This is a genomic window from Heyndrickxia camelliae, assembly GCF_002844575.1.
Classification (GTDB): domain Bacteria; phylum Bacillota; class Bacilli; order Bacillales; family Bacillaceae_C; genus Margalitia; species Margalitia camelliae.
The window spans coordinates 12,866-32,068 of record NZ_PIQO01000006.1; the positions used below are offsets into that span (position 1 = coordinate 12,866).

At 34.7% G+C, this 19,203-nt stretch carries 18 protein-coding genes; 6 read left to right on the plus strand and 12 right to left on the minus strand.

What is annotated here, in order from left to right:
• Positions 1–160: 160 nt before the first annotated feature.
• Positions 161–2,689 (plus strand): glycosyltransferase, encoded by a 2,529-nt coding sequence (locus CWO92_RS09875; protein ID WP_165786656.1) that lies wholly within the window; start codon positions 161–163, stop codon positions 2,687–2,689.
• Positions 2,690–2,734: 45 nt separating this feature from the next.
• Here CWO92_RS09875 and CWO92_RS09880 read toward each other — a convergent pair whose 3' ends face one another.
• On the minus strand, positions 2,735–3,352 hold the full coding sequence (locus tag CWO92_RS09880) for an NUDIX hydrolase (protein WP_101354048.1): 618 nt from the start codon (positions 3,350–3,352) through the stop codon (positions 2,735–2,737).
• Positions 3,353–3,573: 221 nt separating this feature from the next.
• Here CWO92_RS09880 and CWO92_RS09885 point away from each other — a divergent pair, with 221 nt between their 5' ends.
• Both CWO92_RS09885 and CWO92_RS09890 read left to right on the plus strand, forming a co-directional pair.
• On the plus strand, positions 3,574–4,827 hold the full coding sequence (locus tag CWO92_RS09885; protein WP_101354214.1) for an MFS transporter: 1,254 nt from the start codon (positions 3,574–3,576) through the stop codon (positions 4,825–4,827).
• Between the two features lie 178 nt (positions 4,828–5,005).
• The gene (locus CWO92_RS09890; protein ID WP_101354049.1) at positions 5,006–5,245 is read left to right on the plus strand and encodes a DUF2626 domain-containing protein; all 240 of its coding nucleotides are present in this window, start codon (positions 5,006–5,008) and stop codon (positions 5,243–5,245) included.
• 33 nt (positions 5,246–5,278) lie between these two features.
• Here the strand turns inward: CWO92_RS09890 and CWO92_RS09895 are convergent, their stop codons facing one another.
• On the minus strand, positions 5,279–5,914 hold the full coding sequence (locus CWO92_RS09895) for an MBL fold metallo-hydrolase (protein ID WP_101354050.1): 636 nt from the start codon (positions 5,912–5,914) through the stop codon (positions 5,279–5,281).
• Between the two features lie 216 nt (positions 5,915–6,130).
• Between CWO92_RS09895 and CWO92_RS09900 the strand changes: the two genes are divergently transcribed.
• Entirely contained in the window at positions 6,131–6,304 is a 174-nt protein-coding gene (locus CWO92_RS09900; RefSeq protein ID WP_101354051.1) for a DUF2759 domain-containing protein, read from the plus strand.
• Positions 6,305–6,317: 13 nt separating this feature from the next.
• Here the strand turns inward: CWO92_RS09900 and CWO92_RS09905 are convergent, their stop codons facing one another.
• The 8 genes from CWO92_RS09905 to rpmG all read right to left on the minus strand — a co-directional run bounded on the left by CWO92_RS09905 (position 6,318) and on the right by rpmG (position 13,506).
• Positions 6,318–7,448, minus strand: a complete 1,131-nt coding sequence (locus CWO92_RS09905) for a YqgU-like beta propeller domain-containing protein (protein WP_101354052.1) — start codon at positions 7,446–7,448, stop codon at positions 6,318–6,320.
• Between the two features lie 118 nt (positions 7,449–7,566).
• Positions 7,567–9,435: an LTA synthase family protein gene (locus tag CWO92_RS09910; RefSeq protein WP_101354053.1), complete on the minus strand. Its 1,869-nt coding sequence runs from the start codon at positions 9,433–9,435 to the stop codon at positions 7,567–7,569.
• Positions 9,436–9,552: 117 nt separating this feature from the next.
• The gene (locus CWO92_RS09915; protein WP_101354215.1) at positions 9,553–10,524 is read right to left on the minus strand and encodes an ROK family glucokinase; all 972 of its coding nucleotides are present in this window, start codon (positions 10,522–10,524) and stop codon (positions 9,553–9,555) included.
• A gap of 5 nt (positions 10,525–10,529) precedes the next feature.
• Positions 10,530–10,736: a YqgQ family protein gene (locus tag CWO92_RS09920; protein WP_101354216.1), complete on the minus strand. Its 207-nt coding sequence runs from the start codon at positions 10,734–10,736 to the stop codon at positions 10,530–10,532.
• A 36-nt stretch (positions 10,737–10,772) separates the two neighbouring features.
• Positions 10,773–12,302, minus strand: coding sequence for a rhomboid family protein (locus CWO92_RS09925; protein ID WP_101354054.1), 1,530 nt, complete (start codon positions 12,300–12,302; stop codon positions 10,773–10,775).
• Between the two features lie 124 nt (positions 12,303–12,426).
• Complete coding sequence (gene yqgO / locus CWO92_RS25370; RefSeq protein WP_165786657.1) at positions 12,427–12,603, minus strand: protein YqgO; 177 nt, start codon at positions 12,601–12,603, stop codon at positions 12,427–12,429.
• 64 nt (positions 12,604–12,667) lie between these two features.
• Positions 12,668–13,228: a 5-formyltetrahydrofolate cyclo-ligase gene (locus CWO92_RS09930; RefSeq protein ID WP_101354055.1), complete on the minus strand. Its 561-nt coding sequence runs from the start codon at positions 13,226–13,228 to the stop codon at positions 12,668–12,670.
• A gap of 128 nt (positions 13,229–13,356) precedes the next feature.
• Entirely contained in the window at positions 13,357–13,506 is a 150-nt protein-coding gene (gene rpmG, locus CWO92_RS09935) for a 50S ribosomal protein L33 (protein WP_055739270.1), read from the minus strand.
• Between the two features lie 183 nt (positions 13,507–13,689).
• Here rpmG and CWO92_RS09940 point away from each other — a divergent pair, with 183 nt between their 5' ends.
• On the plus strand, positions 13,690–14,043 hold the full coding sequence (locus CWO92_RS09940) for a hypothetical protein (protein ID WP_233270114.1): 354 nt from the start codon (positions 13,690–13,692) through the stop codon (positions 14,041–14,043).
• Positions 14,044–14,066: 23 nt separating this feature from the next.
• On the plus strand, positions 14,067–14,516 hold the full coding sequence (locus CWO92_RS09945) for an endolytic transglycosylase MltG (RefSeq protein WP_101354057.1): 450 nt from the start codon (positions 14,067–14,069) through the stop codon (positions 14,514–14,516).
• 30 nt (positions 14,517–14,546) lie between these two features.
• On the opposite strand, the gene CWO92_RS09950 is transcribed toward CWO92_RS09945, so the two are convergent.
• Positions 14,547–16,748 (minus strand): peptidoglycan D,D-transpeptidase FtsI family protein, encoded by a 2,202-nt coding sequence (locus CWO92_RS09950; RefSeq protein ID WP_101354058.1) that lies wholly within the window; start codon positions 16,746–16,748, stop codon positions 14,547–14,549.
• A gap of 145 nt (positions 16,749–16,893) precedes the next feature.
• On the minus strand, positions 16,894–19,116 hold the full coding sequence (locus CWO92_RS09955; protein WP_101354059.1) for a peptidoglycan D,D-transpeptidase FtsI family protein: 2,223 nt from the start codon (positions 19,114–19,116) through the stop codon (positions 16,894–16,896).
• Positions 19,117–19,203 lie beyond the last annotated feature (87 nt).

A 19,203-nucleotide genomic window follows, 5' to 3' on the forward strand; every position in this document is an offset into this window, starting at 1 on the left:
CTCTTTCCCCCTAAATAGCATCATTCCCCTATAAAATAGAATCTTTTTCCAAAATGTAATTTTACTTTTATTGTAAACGGACATACTAATATTGCCAAGTGTTTTTGCAATATATTTCAGATTTTTCAACCACTTGATGAAATATGGAGGAGAAGTATTAGTGAAAAAGGCAACAATCGTGAAGAAAGCAAAGTTTGTCCTCAGTCCAATGAAGAAATATGTTATGGATAGTGGATTCCGAGGCAGAATTTTATATACAAAATGTCTAAAGAGCAAACCAATACAGGAAAGAACCATTTTGTATGAAGCATATCATGGTCAGAGTATGACTGGTAATCCTTATGCAGTTTTTAAGTATTTAATCCAACACCCAAAATACAAAAACTACCAGCATATTTGGGTTATCCAGGATGAATCGGTTATCCATGAGGAGTATAAACAAATACGCAACATCAAGTTTATTAAAAAGGATAGCAGCAAATATATTACATATCTTGCCACTGCTAAATATTTAATTAATGATACGACATTCCCATATTACTTTCAAAAAAGAGAGGGGCAAATTTACGCAAATATTTGGCATGGCACCCCTCTTAAGACAATGGGTTTGGATATAAAAAAACGCGGAAAGACGGACCATAAAAATATTCAGCGCAATTTTCTTTTTACAAACTTTTTTGTCAGTCCCAATAAATACACAGCGGAAAAACTGCTCCATTCTCATGATGTATATAGTATTTTTAATGGAAAGGTGCTCGATTCCGGTTATCCCCGTGTCGATCTAATGTTTCAAGCAAATAAGGATGAAATGAAGAAGAAATTATCTGTACCGCCTGATAAAAAAGTAATTCTCTATGCACCTACCTGGAGAGGAACATTAGGCAATGAAAAAAATGAAAGTGAAAAACTATTGAACGATATAAATATGATGCAAGAGCAAGTTGGAACTGAGTACGCTGTCCTATTAAAATCTCATTATTATGCTCACAAGTTTTTCGAAGAACAAGGGTTAGCTCATTTATGTGTTCCTAATAAGCTTGATTCCAATGAAGTACTTTCAGTCGTTGATATTTTAATCACCGATTACTCCAGTATTTTCTTTGACTTTTTACCTTCGAAAAATCCGATTATTTTTTACGCATATGACGTAGACGAATACCAAAAAGACAGAGGTACTTATATTCCGATGGATCAATTACCTGGGCCATTATGTATCCATTTAGAGGAAGTGATTGAGTCCATTCACAACATTGAAAACATAAACCAACAATACCAGGATATATATAAAAAGTTTTTACAAGAGTACTGCTATCATGATGATGGGAATGCAACTTCTCGTTTTGTGGATATCGTTTTGGAAGGAAAATCATCCGATAAGCTTTTTCAAACACTTTCTTCTAAAACAAAGATCCTAATTTATTGCGGCGGCTTTTTAAATAACGGAATTACCACATCGGTTATAAACTTACTTAACGCTATTGATTATGATAAATACGATGTAACCATTCTTGATTATGCAAGTAACGACAAACAGGAAAAATGGAAAAACGTTGAAAAACTAAATAAGAATGTCCGATTCATTCATAGGGTTGGAACCTGGAATGCTACTCTTTCCGAGTGGTACCGCCACGTCTTAATGCTACGCAGAGGTGCCTATACACTTTCCATGAAAAGACTCGTTCCTATCGAAATGTATAGGAGGGAACTAGAACGGATAATTGGTAATACTACTTACGATATCGGCATTGACTTTAGCGGTTATAGTCCCTTTTGGGCTGCTTTAATTGCATTTGGAAATTTCAAAAAGAAAAGCATATACCTACATAATGATATGGGTCAGGAAATGAATAAAAAAGTGAATAATAAGTATCCCCATCGTCAAAACCTAAAAGTGATTTTTTCTTTATATAACTATTTTGATAATGTCGTATCTGTTTCCAAATTGACAAATGAGCAGAATAAGAGAAGTTTAAATAAAGTGGTAAAAAATATAGATGAGCGCATGACATATGTGGTTAATAATATTGATTATGAAAACATTTTAGCTGGAAGAGAAGAATTTTCTGAGGAATTGGTGATCGATTTTAAGAATAGGAAGTTTATGCTATCCATTTCGCAAGATCATTATAATCATCTAGAATTAACAGGTTATCAAATTCCAGATGAAAAGGATATTAATTTTATTACAATCGGAAGGCTAAGTCCGGAAAAAGATCATGAAAAATTAATAGCTGCTTTCTCTCATATCGCCGCAAGACATTCCAATGCCAAATTATTTATTGTAGGGGATGGCGATTTAAAAACCTCCTTGCTGGAGTTAGTAAGAAAACTGAAACTGGAGGAAAAAGTCATCTTTACTGGACAAATCACTAATCCTTATGCCCTTTTACACAGATGTGATTGTTTTGTCCTGTCTTCTAATCATGAAGGACAGCCTATGGTGCTTCTGGAAGCCTTAACACTTGGAAAACCTGTAATTGTTACAGATATACCCGGATCCAGGAGTGTTGTTGAGGGTGGGCATGGCTTAATTGTTGACAACTCTATTAAAGGACTAATAGACGGCATGGAACATTTTCTTATGGGAAAAGAGCTCTTTGAAAAACAATTTGATTATGTAAACTATCGTGAAGAAGCAATGAAAATGTTTTACGAAAAGGTATGCTTGCCGGAAGATCAAACAGGCTGATAAGTAGATTATGATGAAACACCCCATATATTATTTGGAGGTGTTTCATTGTTTAATTAAATCTACAAACTGTTTAATAATGCTAGCTGTTAAACCCCAAATTACATGGTCTTGATAATAGTAAAAATACTCATCCATATGTCTTGTCTGCCAGTTATATTTTTCTCCACCGCGTATATGTTCATATGGAAAATTTTCCTCAGGTGCAGCTTTGAAATGAACTTTAAAACAATCTGGAGGGTTTGAAAGAAAATGGGATAAGGGAACCGTAAATACTTCTTCTACCTCGGATGAATTAGGATGAAGCTTCTCATGCTCTGAAATAAAGCCAACAAAAGGATAAATTATGGTACCAAATGGTGAAACCGAATAATCCAACGGGGCAATAATTGAAATTCTTTCTGTAGAAATCCCTAATTCTTCAGAGGTTTCCCGTATAGCTGTGTATTGCTCATTTTTATCGCCAGAATCCATTTTACCTCCGGGAAAGCATATTTCACCTGGCTGTCTTCGCAGACTAAGAGCACGCACTTCCAACATTAAGTGAAGTTCATTCTCTTTTTTTATGATCGGTAGCAAAACAGCATATTTTATAAAATTTTGCGTTCCCCAAATGGTAGGAACTCTATTTTGTAAGGTAGACTTTATTTTTTCTAGATCCATGTTTAATCACCCTCTTTTTGAAATGATCCCTTCATTCTCTATCTTTATTTTAACATGATAATTTTACATAATTTACGATTCTTTATATCAATATTCCTTCATTCATTTATTAGAATCCTTACCTGTCACAGCTTCTTCATAGATTATTTCCATTATTGCAAAAAATATATGATATAATTTCTATACAAAAAATGAATAAAATAAGCAGGTGATGTATATTGGTGCATACTAATAAAAATGGAAAAGAAAGCTGGAAATTGCCTATTTTACTGTTGTTAGGAATAGGTATCTCTGGTTTAGGTGATTTTGTTTACCTTATTGCAATCAATTTATTTATTTTAAATATGACACATTCTGCAGCCGCTGTAGCAGGATTATGGATTATCGGACCGATTATTGCCATTCTAACAAATTTTTGGTCAGGAGGTTTGATTGACCGCGGAAATAAAAGAAATATATTAATAATAACAGATATAGTTCGGGCTATTTCGGTAGCCATTATCCCATTACTGTCCTCTATTTGGTTCATTTATCTTATGCTTATTATCATCAGCTTGGCGAAAGCCTTCTTTACCCCTGCATCCACAACTTATATTGCAAAATTAATTCCAACTCATCAGCGGAAAAGATTTAATTCCATCAATAGTCTGGTCCGTTCCGGCGCCTTTATTGTAGGACCTTCGGTTGCTGGAGCTTTGTTACTAATTGGTTCTGTTGATATTGCCATATACATCAATGCAATCAGCTTTGCTTTTTCAGCACTTATCCTACTTATGATGCCTAATTTAGATGACACCTGGACTTCATCTAACTCCCCAAAAATTCGGAAATTCCAATCTCTTCTGTCAGATTGGCATGATGTAATCGGTGAATATAAAAAACAAGCATTCGTATTCCTTGTCTATAGCTTATATTTGTTTACGATTATTTTTACTTTTGCAATGGACTCTCAAGAAGTGGTCTTCACCCGAAAAGTAATTGGGCTTAGTGAGATGGAATTTAGTCTACTCGTCAGTATTACAGGAATAGGTTATTTGCTTGGATCTTTATTTGTCTCGTTTGTGTCTCAGCATATGAACATTAAACAATTAATCGGAATAGGATTAACGCTTATGTCCATTGGCTATATTATCTTTTCTGTTTCCCAAAACTTCACTACAGCTGTAATCGGTTTTACTCTATTAGGATTTTTTAATGCATTTTCTGGCACTGGGTTTACAACATTTTATCAAAACAACATTCCGATTGAAATGATGGGTCGGATAACGAGTATTTTAGGTGTATGGCAGAATGCTGCTCAAGTCATTTTTCTATTAATTATTGGTTTTCTTGGTGATTTATTTTCACTGCGTTATATTATTATTACTTTATCGATTTTGAACTTTTTAGTGGCTATCATTATAAACTTGCTTGTTTTCAAACCGGAAAAGCATTTGTACTTTACAGATCCTTCTAGTGAAAAGAAAAGCCAATAGAATTTTTAAGTATAAAACAACAAATTCGTTTAAAACTAATAATAATTCATATGAATATGGACTCGCACTTTTATCACGTAAATGTCACAAACAAACTTATTGGTGTATTTACAATTTGCACATTTTTCCTTTATAATTATAAATTGATGGATACACACGGTACAAAGGAGGGATACATATGGATCGAATGTACAGAGTATTAGGATTTTGGACTGCTATGTTTACTGTAATGTTTTATCTTCTAGGGTTGGATAAAACCGCTCTACTTTTCCTTGCACAAACAGGATTTTTTGTATTACTAAGTTATTTGAAATTATCAGAACGTATGTATATGTATATCTTTGGTGCATATTTGACCGTGTTTTTCGCAGGATTTACATACTATACAACTTTCTTAATGGTACCAGGCGCAGAATAATAGTATTAAAAAAAGACTCCTAAGAGTCTTTTTTTAATACCCATTAATAAATGGATTAAAGTGAACTTCCTTTTCAATGGATGTTACTGGACCATGGCCCGGAAGTACGGTAGTTTCTTTTGGCAAGGCCAATAACTTTTCTTTAATGCTGTTAAGTAATTGTTCCTGATTACCATCAGGCAAATCAGTTCGGCCAATACTTCCTTGAAACAGAGTATCACCTGCAAAAACAGTGTTCATATTTTCCACATAAAATGATACACTGCCTGGTGAATGTCCAGGCGTTTCCAATATTTCAAAGGTAAATCCACCTATAGATAAAACCTCTTCTTTCTTTATTATCTTATCTGGCGGTGAAACAGTGATAGATCTGCCATTCATGAATAATTGGGATCCATTAAGGGTTGAATCTGTTAACCAATTCGCTTCGTTTTCATGGACATAAACAGGAACTTTATAATATTGCCGTATCTCATCAACTGCCCCTATATGATCAAAATGAGCATGGGTTAATAAAATTGCCTGCGGTTTAAGCTGTTCCTTTTCTAAATAGGCAATTAGCTTTTCCCCTTCTGCCCCTGGATCAAAAATAATGCAATCTTTCTGTGGATTATAAAGCACATAACAATTGGTTTGTAATAGCCCTAGAGGAATTTGCCTCCACTCCATTTCCAATCACCCTCCTCGTCTCGTTCATTCTATCACGACCTTTTAGAAAAGAAAAAGAATCAAAAATTTATTCATGAAATTTACATGTAAGGGTATACTATGACAAAGAACTTTCACTTTTTCTCCTCGACAAAATTTATTAGAAAATGTAATATAATAAAGAGTGCTATTATTATTTACATAAGATTCAAACAAATGAAAGGGGTTCTGTGAGACATGGGGACTGTTATTATCTTTGCTCTTGTAACATTATTAGCTTTATTTGCAGTATTTACAACCATAAAAAGTAGAAATCCACTTGGATTCATTTGGGCAATTCTTACTTTATTCGTTTTTGGATTTTTTACTCTTATGACGGTAATCCATTCCGGATATCCTGCAACTGCCTAATACAAAAAAGGACCTATTCTGGGTCCTTTTTTTTATATTCCACAATCGATTTTATTTTTCCATTGCTTAAGTTAATAAGCTGAGTGAACTGATTGCCATATAAACTCATTTTCCCATCTGGTGAAAGGGAAAGAGGTTGGTTATTCAACTCTCCTGTTATCATTTTTTGATCTTTCTTCTGAATATCATATTTTATCAATTGGTACTTTCCGCTAAATTCATCAACAAAACCGCTCTTACTTGGCACAAAGGTTAGAAATTGATTGCGGATAAAATCATAGTTTGGCACAAGCCAATTATCGTGCTGGCTTAACAGCGGAACCTCGAAAGAATACAATTTCTTTACATTCTGATTATAAAAATGATATTCAGCACGATCTTGATGTTTCTCCGGTATAGTAATGGTCATTAAGTAGGAGGCAAATGTATCAAATTGATAAATTTCAGGAAATAATGTTATTGCCTTATCGGTGTCTGATAAGGAATAAGAACGCAATGGAGCAAATAAGTGCACCTTATTCTTTTTCCAATCTTGGATAAGGACCGTGTCGGTTTGAAACCACTTTACAAACGGATCCTCTATACCATACTCTTTAAATGTTTGATTCTTTATATTTAAAATATGTACTTGGTAACTCCAGTCTTCAAAAAAGACAGTTGTTAAAATGACGTCTGGATTGTCTGGATTCCAATTAAAATTTAAATCATAGGAAGGAACTTTTCTCGAAATCAGAATTTTTCCTTTTAAATTTATCACCTTAATTTCCGCTAAATTGGTTAAGGAAGCAGAATGAATTAATAGCCTCTTTTTATCTGGACTAATAACTGCAGTTTTAATTGGGGTTTTTGAAGTAAAAATAATGTGCCTTTTGCCATTTACCAAATTATAACGATACAAATTCGTATGGTTGTTTTCATCCGCAATATAGATCACTGTATTATTATTCAACCACCCTACTACTTTTTGAAAAGAATTCTCTTTAACGAGCAGCGGTCTTACTTGATTGAAAAATGCCGCAGTGGATGGTTTATGTTTTGAAGGTGTTGGTTTTATTTCGCGATGCTGACATGCAGAGAGGGTTAATACTAAATTAAGAAAGATGAGGAATCGCAAGGTCTTACCATAAATATGTTCTTTTTTCACTTTTCCCCATCACCCCTATTCCTCTTTAATATTTAATATTTAATATTTTATCTTTATTATATTATAAGGAAGGGTAAATATTAAAATGGTTTCATCCGAAAACCATTGTGATATATCACTACCTCTCTTTATTAAATCTTAAGAGATCCCCGTATATTATCTTATCTGAATACATAAAGATTTTGGATTCTTTCCCGATATAAGGTTTGCACTGTTCTACGTCTACTGCTATTCCTGATTCTCGCAAATAACATGTATTAGCTGTCCAAAGATATTGATCCGTAACAAATCTTCCGTCTCTAAATATCACATATTGCTTAAAGCTTGGTGAAAGCAAATCGTGACCAAATTGTACATCCTCCTTTGTTTCAATTCCCAATAGATGAAGGATAGTCGGTCTTATATCAATTTGGCCGCCAACAGTGGAAAAAGTAATTCCTTTCCCTTGATCGGTTATTCCTGGTATATGGATGATAAAAGGTACTCTATGAAGATTAAAGGAATCATATGGAGTAATTTCCTTTCTCAAATAGTGACTCATCGCAGCATGATGGTTTTCAGATATTCCATGATGGTCTCCGTATAATACAATGATGGAACGTTTATAAAGATTTTCTTCCTTCAGTTTTTGAATAAAATGTTTCAATGCTTCATCTTCATATCTTACCGTTGTAAAATACCTATTTACTATTGGATCATCAGAATCGTATTCATCAATAAGATTATCTTCCTCATTCAGTCTAAATGGATGATGATTTGTAAGGGTTATTAGCTTCACATAATAAGGATTCGGTAAACTCCTTATAAGATTTGCAGACTGCTCAAAAAAGGGGATGTCTTTTAATCCCCATCCGACGGAATTATTAGGTGTAATCTCATAAGATGTAGAAGAAAAAAACTTCTGATACCCAATCGACTTGTACATAATATTACGATTCCAAAAGCTTTTATTATTTGCGTGCATTGCTGCTGTATAGTAACCTGCAGTTTGCAGCTTTTTAGCCATGGAAGCGTAGGTATTTCCGCTATGTGTAAAAAATACGGCACCACGGTTTAATGGATATAGAGAATTTTCCACTATAAATTCTGCATCAGAAGTTTTTCCCTGCCCTGTTTGATGATAAATATTAGGAAAATAAAAGCTGTCTTTAAGAAAATGATTTAAAAAGGGAGAGATTTCCTTGCCATTTAACGTAGAGTTAATCACAAAATTTTGAGTAGATTCTAACGAGATAAGGATTAAGTTGCGGCCTTTTGCTAATCCATAATACTCTTTATTAGGTGGCGTATAATTTGCCTGAACATACTGTTGGGTATCCATTAATTTCGTTTCATCCGCAAATGCCTTTTGTGCAGAAGATTTCGATTGAAGGATTATATCATATAATTGATAGCTATAAGGTCCAAGATTTTTGACTAGCAATTTACGATCAAAAGTTCTTGTCAATAGCTGGGGTCTATCTATCTCAGAAATTCCAAGATTCACCATCATAATTATACATGCAATTAAAAAATACAGCCGACGGTGTCGAACATTATCTGGATTAACGGATATTGATAATAAAAACTGCTTTTTTTGGACGTAATATAAAACCAAAATATCGAGGAAAAAGATAAAATCCCACCACTTAATTTCTGTATAAACACTGTCCCCGAGTTCTCTAAAATTATTTGTTTGAAAAAGAATAGGTATCGTAATAAAGTCGTTAAAGAAACGGTAAAAAACGATATTTGCATACAGTATGATAGACAAAATAAAGCTTGATATAAGAATGTAACGAGATCGGCTTTTTCTAGTTTTTAAAAATAAGCAAGCTCCGAACAGTATCATTAAAAAACCGATAGGATTAATGAATAAAATAATTTCCTGCGTTAAATTGATCGGTTTAAAATGAAAACATGTGCGATATACAGTATAGGTTTTTAACCATAATAAAAAGGTTGCAATCATTGGTAAGAAAATATCTGCCCTTCTGTTACGAAACATTAAAATCGAAACCTCCATCTTACAAGGACCAGTTAAGGAAGAATTATTTCAGATCGTAATATTTATATAGTGGGCATTTATATACATTTCATACCATTCATGCAACCATTTTAAATACTAGTAACGATTATTTTTTGCTAACCATGCAGCTCCAAGAATTCCAGCGTCATTACCCAGTGTTGCAATGACCAATTCTGTTGACACGGCAACTGCAGAATAGGCAAATTGTTTAAAGTAGTTTTGTAATGGATGTAATAACAGGTTACCTGCTTTTGATACTCCACCACCGATGACAATTTTCTCAGGATTGAGTACATTTCCAATATTTGCAAGAACCAATCCCAAGTGATGTGTAATATGGTCAATTATCTTTTTAGATAAAGAATCTCCTTGACTCATGCAGTCAAAAACATCCTTCGCCTCAATGATTCCTTTATTTTTATAGAGTTCCTTTAAAGAGGATTTCCCCTCATATTTGATTATTTCTTCCTTAGCAATTCTAACGATACCGGTGGCGGATGCAACTGTCTCCAGACAACCAGTTTTTCCACAGTTACAAGGAGCTCCCCCTTCCGGAACAATCGTAATATGGCCTATTTCACCAGCGGCACCTTTTACGCCTTGTACAATATTCCCATTTACTATTATTCCTCCACCGACACCGGTTCCTAATGTCAAGCAGGCTATATCCTTAGCACCATTTCCTGCACCTTTCCACATTTCTCCTAATGCTGCACAATTGGCATCATTATCAATGTCTACCGGGAGACCGCTTAATTCACCTAGTATTTTTACGATTGGGTAATTCTTTGGCCAGCCAAGATTTACTGCCTCATAGATAATTCCTTGTTCTTTATCAACAGCTCCAGGCGCCCCCATGCCAATCCCGCTTAACCTCTCCTTGGTTTCCCCGAGTTCTGTTATTTTATTAAGAATGGAAGCAGCGATATCCGGTAAAATATTTTTACCTTGTTCAGATTTATCCGTTGGTATTTCCCACTTTTGGAGAATCTCCCCTTCTTCCTGAATAAAAGCTAATTTGACACTTGTTCCCCCTAAATCTACCCCTACAAACCATTTATCTTCCATCCAACTCACCCTTTTCCCCTACTTTTTTCTTTACCTATTTCCATTCTTAATACCAAAAGTGCCTTTTGAAAATCATCCTTTTGAATAAGCCCCGTTTTGTATAAATCTTTTATCTCTGATTCCATTAGTTCAAGATCTAAGAGCCTTTCCCCAACATAGATAATAATCCCAAATCGTTTTAGCAATTGTTGTACGTCATAAACTGTTTTTATCTTGAACACCAACTTTCTTGTTTAACCCTTTCATAGTTATTCACTTCGATTCAGTTGATCAAGCAAATCTTTAAATTTTTTATCATCTGAAAGTTGGACAGCTTTCTCGGCTTCTTTCTTCGCATCCGATTGATTCCCCTCATCCAAATAAATTAATGCTAAATTAAAATGAGCTTCTGGAAATCCTGGTTGCATTTTAATTGCCTTTTTGAGATGCTCCTTCGCATCGGAATATTTCTTTAATTGAATTTCGGCAAAGGAAAGCTGAAAATACGTAATAGCGTTTCCTTTCCCTTTTGACACATAGCCATTTAACAACTTATAAGCTGAATCATATTCTCCATCACTTATCTTCTGTTGTGCCAACGTATTCATCACATCTGGGGTAGAATAATTCCCCCCATGGTAACCCATTAAAAGGCCACCTACACAAAGGGCAATGGTTAATAGAAAAGCTCCTAATTGAACAATTAGTCTTTTTTTCTTAGGAAAATGTACAATAGCAGCTGCTAGGAAGCCCCCAACTAGTCCGCCAATATGACCAAAATTGTCAATACCGGAAACAGAGTAACCAAAAATTAAATTAATGATAATTACTACTATTACATTCGTCCCCATTGTTCTGAAAAATAATTTTGGATAGACGGCACCTATATACAGCAATGCACCGAAGCAGCCAAATATGGCACCACTTGCCCCGGCGGACACACTGCTACTGAAAAGAAAGCTCGCAAGGGTACCAGTAAACCCAGCTATTAAATAGATGATCAAGAAGCGAAGACGACCATAAATCCGCTCTATAGTAGGACCTAAAAAATAGAGTGCTAAAGAATTCATTAATAGATGTATGATTCCTATATGCAGGAAAATTGGTGTAATAAAACGCCACCACTGTCCTTCAATTATTAATGGATTATATTTGGCACCAAAACGTATCAGGTTTTGAGTATTAGAGCTGCCACCCATCACTTCTAATAACAAATAAACGATTATCTGAATCCCCAGTAATATATAAGTAAAAAATGGTTTCCCATTCTCAAATAAATTTCGCTCTTCTTGTGATCTCGAAACAGCGTCTGTTAATACGGTATCCCGAAGATAGTTAACATCTGCTTCTTCATAATGGTCGTTAAGCGAAATCGATATAGGCTGTTGGATAAAACCGCTGATTTGTTGAATCCCATTTTCGACATCTGTGCCTTCTATTAAGCGATTATACAAAATGGTCTTGCCCTTATTGATTGCCAATGGTGATTTTATAATAGTTTGATATTCGTCCACCGGCGGATATGTACTAACATAAATGTTTAAAACTTTCAGGTTTCTTTTCATAAAGTGCTTTCTCAGACTCTCTGCTTGGATGCATGAACGTTCAGCATCTCTTTTCAACCAATTTCCCCAATCAAGGTCGTATCTAAGCATTCTAATAATCTGTGCACTTTTATTAGAGGTATCTTCCATCCATATTTCACGATAATCTTCACTAATTTGAATGAGACGATACTTTTTTTCTACAATAAAAAAATAAGCTAGCCTCCAAAACAAAAAGTCCTGCGTACCGCTCAAACGTTTCCCCGCCTTTATGTATCTTTTTTATTTGATTATTATTAAATATAACGAAAAAATAGACCACCTGTAAAGCAATAGATATACGCTTAACAGATGATCTCTATTTTTTGTTTTTTCATGATTACCGAAATGTACTTTCCAAGAATTTAGTACGTAATCCTGGAATTCTCATAGCTGCACTAATAGCCAATTTTCGTATCCAGTAGCTGCCAAGTACTATATTTAATATTTTATATCGGTATTTTATAATTCCGGCAAACAGTACAAACGGAATAACCCATTTCATAATAGTACTCATTAAATGCCCTCCATTGCTTTTTATTTTAGTATGTGGAGAGAAGTGAAATTTATCCCATTTAGTACTATGAAAAGAAATGTTCCTTTTCCGTAATAATAGATTGCACGGGTATATCATGTTTTTCAATTGGTAGCTCCTGAAGTATTTGTAAAGAAAATGCTAATGACAACGTTTCTCCGTTAAAATTCTCCAAGTAGCGATCGTAATATCCGCCACCAAAGCCAATTCTATATCCTTGCTTATTAAAAGCTACTCCAGGCACAATCATTAACTCTATTTCGTGTTTCTTTATTTCCTCGGTTTGCATTTTTTGGGGCTCATATAATCCAAAATATACAGACTCTAATTGTTCAAAGGAAGTGATTTGTCTGAATACCATTTGTTTGGACTCGGGAAGGCATTTTGGAGCAACGATTCTCTTTCCTTCTAACCAGCCATTTCGAATAATTTGCCATGTATCTACTTCTGGTGATCGTGATATCGTTAGGGCAATAGTACTTGCCCTTTTCCAAATAGGCAGTTGATATAGTTTTCGGGCAATCTCAAATGAATATTGTTCATATGTACTTTTATCTAATGCTCTTAAATCATGCAAGACTCGCTTCCGAATTTCTTTCTTTTCCATCCCATCTCCACCTTTTCTAGCCGACAGGCGTTTTCGCTAGACATAGACGATTTTTCAAAAAAGTTACCCGGTTAAAATTTATAATTTCCTTAAAATGATAAGAAAAGCAGCAGGAAATCTCCTACTGCTTACTTTGTTTCACGGTGTGTTGTTGTACGTTTTTCTCTAGGACAGTATTTTTTAAGCTCAATACGGTCTGGATTATTACGTTTATTTTTTGTTGAAATATAGTTACGCTCACCGCACTCAGTGCAAGCTAATGTTATATTTACACGCATATTTTTCCCTCCAAACTTCATTGCATTCTCAACTATTCATACGACTTTTCTATAATATCATTTTTTCCACGGAAATGCTAGTCCGTTTTTTAACCTCCATTAGCATATGATCTCCTTAATATGCTAGATAAGAAAATTTGTTTATGATATAACTTTAAATAGTACATGAAGAGGAGTGAGATTTTGGACTCTTTAATCTTTTTTTTATTAGGATTGTCCATTCTATTATTTTTTATTTCTTTTTTTCAAAAAGACCGAACGTCTAAAGTGGAAAAAGACGTTGAGGAGCTTTCTTTGAATCTCTATCAAGAAACGTATCAATTAAAAAAACGAATGAAAGTGCTCGAAGAAGAATTTATGATAGATGGACAGGCACCCCATCTTCCCACTTTTTCAACACCGCCACATGAAATAAATGCGATTTTGAAAAATCAAGTTATAGCATTGCATAAACAGGGATTAAACGTAGAACAAATATCTAAGCAGTCTGCCTTATCCGTTTCGGAGGTGCAAAAAATTATTTTACAGCTCAGCTAAAAAGAAATGGAGAGAAAAAAATAATGGATCGAAGAACTACAAGAGCTTTTGCATCCGGCCTTTTACTTTCATCCTTATTAGTAATGGGGTATCAGTATTGTTACGGGAGTAAGGAGTCTGCATCTGTAAAGGAAGGCTATAAATCTGTAAAAATCAGTGACCTTAATAAATTAAAGAATGATGTTGATACTTGGAAAAATAAATATAATCATCTCGAAAAAGAAAAGGCGGTAAAAACACAGAATAATCCGCAACAAATTATTGATAAGTACCATCTATCTATAACAAGCGGAATGACACCGGATGAAATTGGAACAAGACTAAAAACAGGGGGAGTTATTAAAGATAGCAAGAAATTCGTACAATATTTAATCAATCACAAATATCATAGTAAGATTCAAGTTGGAGAATACGAGTTGAATAATACGATGAGTTTTGCTCAAATAGCAAAAACCATTACAAAAGAAAAATGATCAGCACTTTGTCTGCTGATCATTTTCTTATTATTGATTTGCATTATTTTCTGAATTAGCTTCTTCCTTTTTAACTTCATCAATATTTTCAACCTTTTGGATGGATTTAGCACTACTTAATCCTTCTTTTTCCCTTTTCTCCTTTAAATCGAAATAGGCTTTGAATACGGCATCCGCTATTTCTAGGTTAACATGTGTTTTATCTGTAAGGGAATATGGAACAACTACAGAAATTGCAACTTCAGGATTATCATATGGAGCATATCCAGCAAATGTAACGTTCCATGTCCATATAATTTGATTAGGCTTACGATTTGGACCATCATATACTGCTTGAGCAGTACCTGTTTTCCCAGCAATTTTAAATTGTTTATTATGAATTCCGCCATAAGCTGTTCCCAATGGATCGTTCACTACTAGCTTTAGTCCTTCTTGCACATGTTTCACCCAATCGCTTTTCATGTCAACTTTATTTAGGATTTTGGGTTCATTCTTGTAGACAATCGGTCCAAGCTCATCTGATTTAACACTTGGCTTCCGTATTTCTTTTACGATATGCGGCTGTAATCGATAGCCCCCATTTGCAATGGTTGAGATATATTGTACGAGCTGAAGCGGGGTATATGTATCGTACTGTCCAATAGCAAAGTCTAATACTTTACCACTTTCAGGAGGGATACCTCCACCAATTCCTGCAGATTCCCCAGGTAAATCTATACCCGTTTTCACTCCAAGGCCAAATTGTGAAAAGTTATTACGAAACTTCCTGATTGTTTCTACTTTGTCAAATAATAATGGACCATGTGGAACATAATTTTGTCCTCCAACCTGCATTGCCAATTTAAACATGTATACATTGGACGATCTTTTAAGTGCATATAAATCATTTATATAACCAAAGCCACCGACATCCCATGATTTCTTTACATCTGTACCTTTTAAATATATTGGCTCATCCCGAATTACATCATAGGGTTTAATAGCCCCTGTTTGATAGCCTGTCAATACCGTTGCCCCTTTAACTGCGGAACCCATCGAATAGGATGAATTAATATTTCCAAGCGCATAATCATTAATTTCCGTTTTTCCTGTTTCTTTATCTTTCACATATTGTTTTCCCGCCATCGCTAAAATCTCTCCGGTTTTTGGATTCATAACCGAGACAAATGTACGGTCCAAGTATGGCTGGCCAATATGTGCTTTACTAAGTTTATTCTGAATTATTTTCTCTATAGCTAGCTGCAAATCAATATCCGTAGAAAGGACTAGATCATCGCCTCTTTTTCCTTTTCGAATCACCTTCGACTCTAGAACATTTCCAGCTTTATCCGTCCTATTTTTGACTTTCTCTTTTTCTCCTTTTAGTACATCCTCGTATTGATATTCAAGATAGCTTTTTCCTACTCGATCATTTCTACTGTATCCAAGTGCAGTATAATATGTCGCTTTTTCCTTTGGCAACCCTTCCTTAGAAGAAGTTACCTTCCCTAATACAGAACCTAAAACAGTATCACCTGATTCATTTTTAAACACAGTATATCGATCCCAATCGATTGTAGTATCTACACCAGGGAGATTATCTAAGTTTTCGCTTACTACAGCAAATTCTCTCGGAGTAACGTCTCTTTTAATGATTTGCGTAGTTAAAGCATATCCGTTCATTTCTCGATAGATAGCTAATACCTCTAAATCCTGCTTCGTAAAAGATTGAATATCCTTCTTTGTAATACGTTTAAGTTGAAGCTGATAACTTCTTGCATCTATTTCCTTTTGGTCAAGGTCTTCCTTTTTAAACGCCGCTAAATCTTGATCGGTTATCAGGGCTTTTGCCTCATCAGGATGCGTAAGAATCCAGAAATCCTTTCGATCCCTTTGTGTAATTGCTTTTAAATCCTCTTTTGAGTCTTTGTCTATTAGTTTTGCCAGTTTCCGTGCCACCTTTAATTTTAATTCCGATTTTGCAGATTGAGGGATAGTATATGTAATGGCATTTAACGGTTTATTTCCAACAATCAGCTTTCCATTGCGATCATATATCAATCCCCTAGGCACCGGATTATAAACAGACACATCATTAGTTTTATTAATTTCTTTCTTGTAATCTTCCCCATGAACGATTTGAACAATGCCTAATCGCAAAATAAGGATTGAAAACAGTAAAAAGACCATTAAAAATAACAAGTTCATCCTTAATAGTATGAACGGCTTTTTTTTATTTTTGACTGTTTCCATTTCCCCACTCCCCTTGCATAATTTTCCTTTCTACCATTGTAATGGATATATCAAATGTATTCTATAAGAAAGTATAAAAAATAATGAATGTTTTTCTAAGGTATAAAAAAACGTTTAGCCTCAAAGAGACTAAACGTTTGCTTCATTATTGTGCAGAACTTGACGTTTTTACATTAGAATTGGTAATTTTTGCATCATCTGCATTTTCAACCTTTTGAACAGTATCGGACTGATCAAGGCCCTCTTTTGCTCTTTCTTTTTTCAGATCAAAGTACGCTTTAAAAACTTGATTTGCTATTTCTAGATTTATATGTGGATCCTTTTGAATTCCTTCATATGCCCAAGGTACAACAACAGAAACTGCAACTTCTGGATGATCGTATGGGGCATATCCAACAAAGGTTAGATTCCAAGTTATTGGTGGTAATTCATTTCTCTTCCAATATTCATTTGCTTTTGGACCATCATATAGACCCTGGGCAGTTCCCGTTTTTGCAGCTACCTTATATTGACTATCAATATAACCGTGGGCTGTACCACCCTGTTCATTTACAACCTCCCATAACCCTTTTTTCACATGGTCAATCCATGAACTCTTCATGTTTAAAGTATTTAAAACATTAGGTTGAACCTCATCTATTATAGGTCCTAATTCATCTGACTTTTCACTTGGTTCACGAATCTCTTTGACAATATGCGGCTGAATTCTATAACCACCGTTTGCAATTGTAGAAATATATTGAACAAGTTGTAGTGGAGTATAAGTATCATATTGTCCAAACGCGAAGTCTAATACATTACCGTTTTCTTGTGGAATTCCTCCCCCAAATCCAGTAGATTCTCCCGGTAAATCAATACCAGTTTTAACTCCTAAACCAAACTGATTAAAATTGTACCGAAGTTTTTTAATGGCATCCAATTTATCAATACTTAGGGGACCATTTGGTACATATGTTTGTTGTCCACCAATCTTCATAGCAATTAACATCATGTATACATTGGAAGATCTTTTTAAAGCAGTTAAATCAGATATTGGCCCCATTCCATATGGAGTCCAAGACTTCTTCACTTTCGTATGTGCAAATTTTAAAGGCTGGTCCACCTGCACCTCACCGGGATGAATAACTCCCGTTTGATAACCAGTTAGTACAGTAGCCGCCTTTACAACAGATCCTGGTGAATAGGAAGTAGTCATATTTCCTAAAGCGTAGTCTGCTAATACTGTTTTACCTGTTTTCTTGTCTGTAACATACTGTTTTCCAGCCATTGTCAACAGATCCCCAGTATTGGGATCCATCACAGAAACAAATGCTCTATCCAAAAATCGGTGACCTGGTTTATTTTTAGCTAACTCTTTTTCAATTATTTTCTCTACCTGCTGCTGAAGGTCAATATCAATCGATAAGACTAAATCGTCCCCTCTTTTTCCTTTGCTTACTACTTCTGATTCGAGAACATTCCCGGATTTATCGGTTTTATTTTTAACCTTTTCCTTTTGCCCCTGAAGAACATCTTCATATTGGTACTCTAGATAACTTTTACCAACTCGGTCATTACGGCTGTATCCTCGAGACAGATAATAATCAACAAGCTCTTTCGGTAAACCCTCCTTGGATGATGATACATTTCCAAGAACTGAACCAAGAACAGCGTCGCCTGAATCATTTTTAAACACATTGTAGCGTTCCCAGTCTGTAGTAGTATCCACACCTGGAAGCGAGTTTAAATTTTCGTTAACGACAGCAAATTCCTTTGGTGTAACACCTTTATTTTTTACGATTTGTGGAGAAAGAGCATACCCACTGGACATTTCTCTGTAGATAGCCAAGACTTCAAGTTCTTGCTTTGAAAATGAATTCATTTCTTTATCTGTTATTCTATCTAATTGCATTTGATAGATTTCATCATCACTTAACTTTCCATCTTTAAACTTCTTCCATTCAGCATCTGTAATTTTTGCTTTTGCCTTATTAGGATGTAGCATAATCCAATAATCCTGGCGATCCCTTTTAGTGATCGACTTAAGATCATCCGGCGAGTCCTTTTTAATAAGTGTTGCCAATTTACGAGCCTCAGCTAACATTTCTTTTTGCGATGTTGTTTTTGACCTAGTATACGTTATAGCATTTAGAGGTTTGTTTCCAACAATCAATTTATGATTGCGATCATAAATCTTCCCTCTTGGAACGGATGTATCTACCGTTACATCATCTGTACGTGCAATCTCTCGTTTATAATCTTGACCATGTACAATTTGCACAATTCCCAGCCGAAGAATTAAACATGAAAACAACACAAAAACAACAAAAAACAACATGTTCATCCTTAAAGGAACATGTGTCCTTTTTTTCTTTTTCGTCTTCTTCAATGTTCACAATCCTTCCTGCATTTAAATATCTATTCTTATATTGTATAGGAACAAGCTCTATTATTCTACAGGTAGAATAAAGAAATG

Coding starts and splice junctions, on each gene's coding strand:
- CWO92_RS09930 (WP_101354055.1), bottom strand. CDS start 13,228: ATGGAAAAGAAAGAAATTCGGAAGCGAGTCTTGCATGATTTAAGAGCA.
- CWO92_RS09915 (WP_101354215.1), bottom strand. CDS start 10,524: ATGGAAGATAAATGGTTTGTAGGGGTAGATTTAGGGGGAACAAGTGTC.
- CWO92_RS09950 (WP_101354058.1), bottom strand. CDS start 16,748: ATGGAAACAGTCAAAAATAAAAAAAAGCCGTTCATACTATTAAGGATG.
- CWO92_RS09910 (WP_101354053.1), bottom strand. CDS start 9,435: ATGTTTCGTAACAGAAGGGCAGATATTTTCTTACCAATGATTGCAACC.
- CWO92_RS09900 (WP_101354051.1), top strand. CDS start 6,131: ATGGGGACTGTTATTATCTTTGCTCTTGTAACATTATTAGCTTTATTT.
- yqgO (WP_165786657.1), bottom strand. CDS start 12,603: ATGAGTACTATTATGAAATGGGTTATTCCGTTTGTACTGTTTGCCGGA.
- CWO92_RS09880 (WP_101354048.1), bottom strand. CDS start 3,352: ATGGATCTAGAAAAAATAAAGTCTACCTTACAAAATAGAGTTCCTACC.
- CWO92_RS09890 (WP_101354049.1), top strand. CDS start 5,006: ATGGATCGAATGTACAGAGTATTAGGATTTTGGACTGCTATGTTTACT.
- CWO92_RS09895 (WP_101354050.1), bottom strand. CDS start 5,914: ATGGAGTGGAGGCAAATTCCTCTAGGGCTATTACAAACCAATTGTTAT.
- rpmG (WP_055739270.1), bottom strand. CDS start 13,506: ATGCGTGTAAATATAACATTAGCTTGCACTGAGTGCGGTGAGCGTAAC.
- CWO92_RS09945 (WP_101354057.1), top strand. CDS start 14,067: ATGGATCGAAGAACTACAAGAGCTTTTGCATCCGGCCTTTTACTTTCA.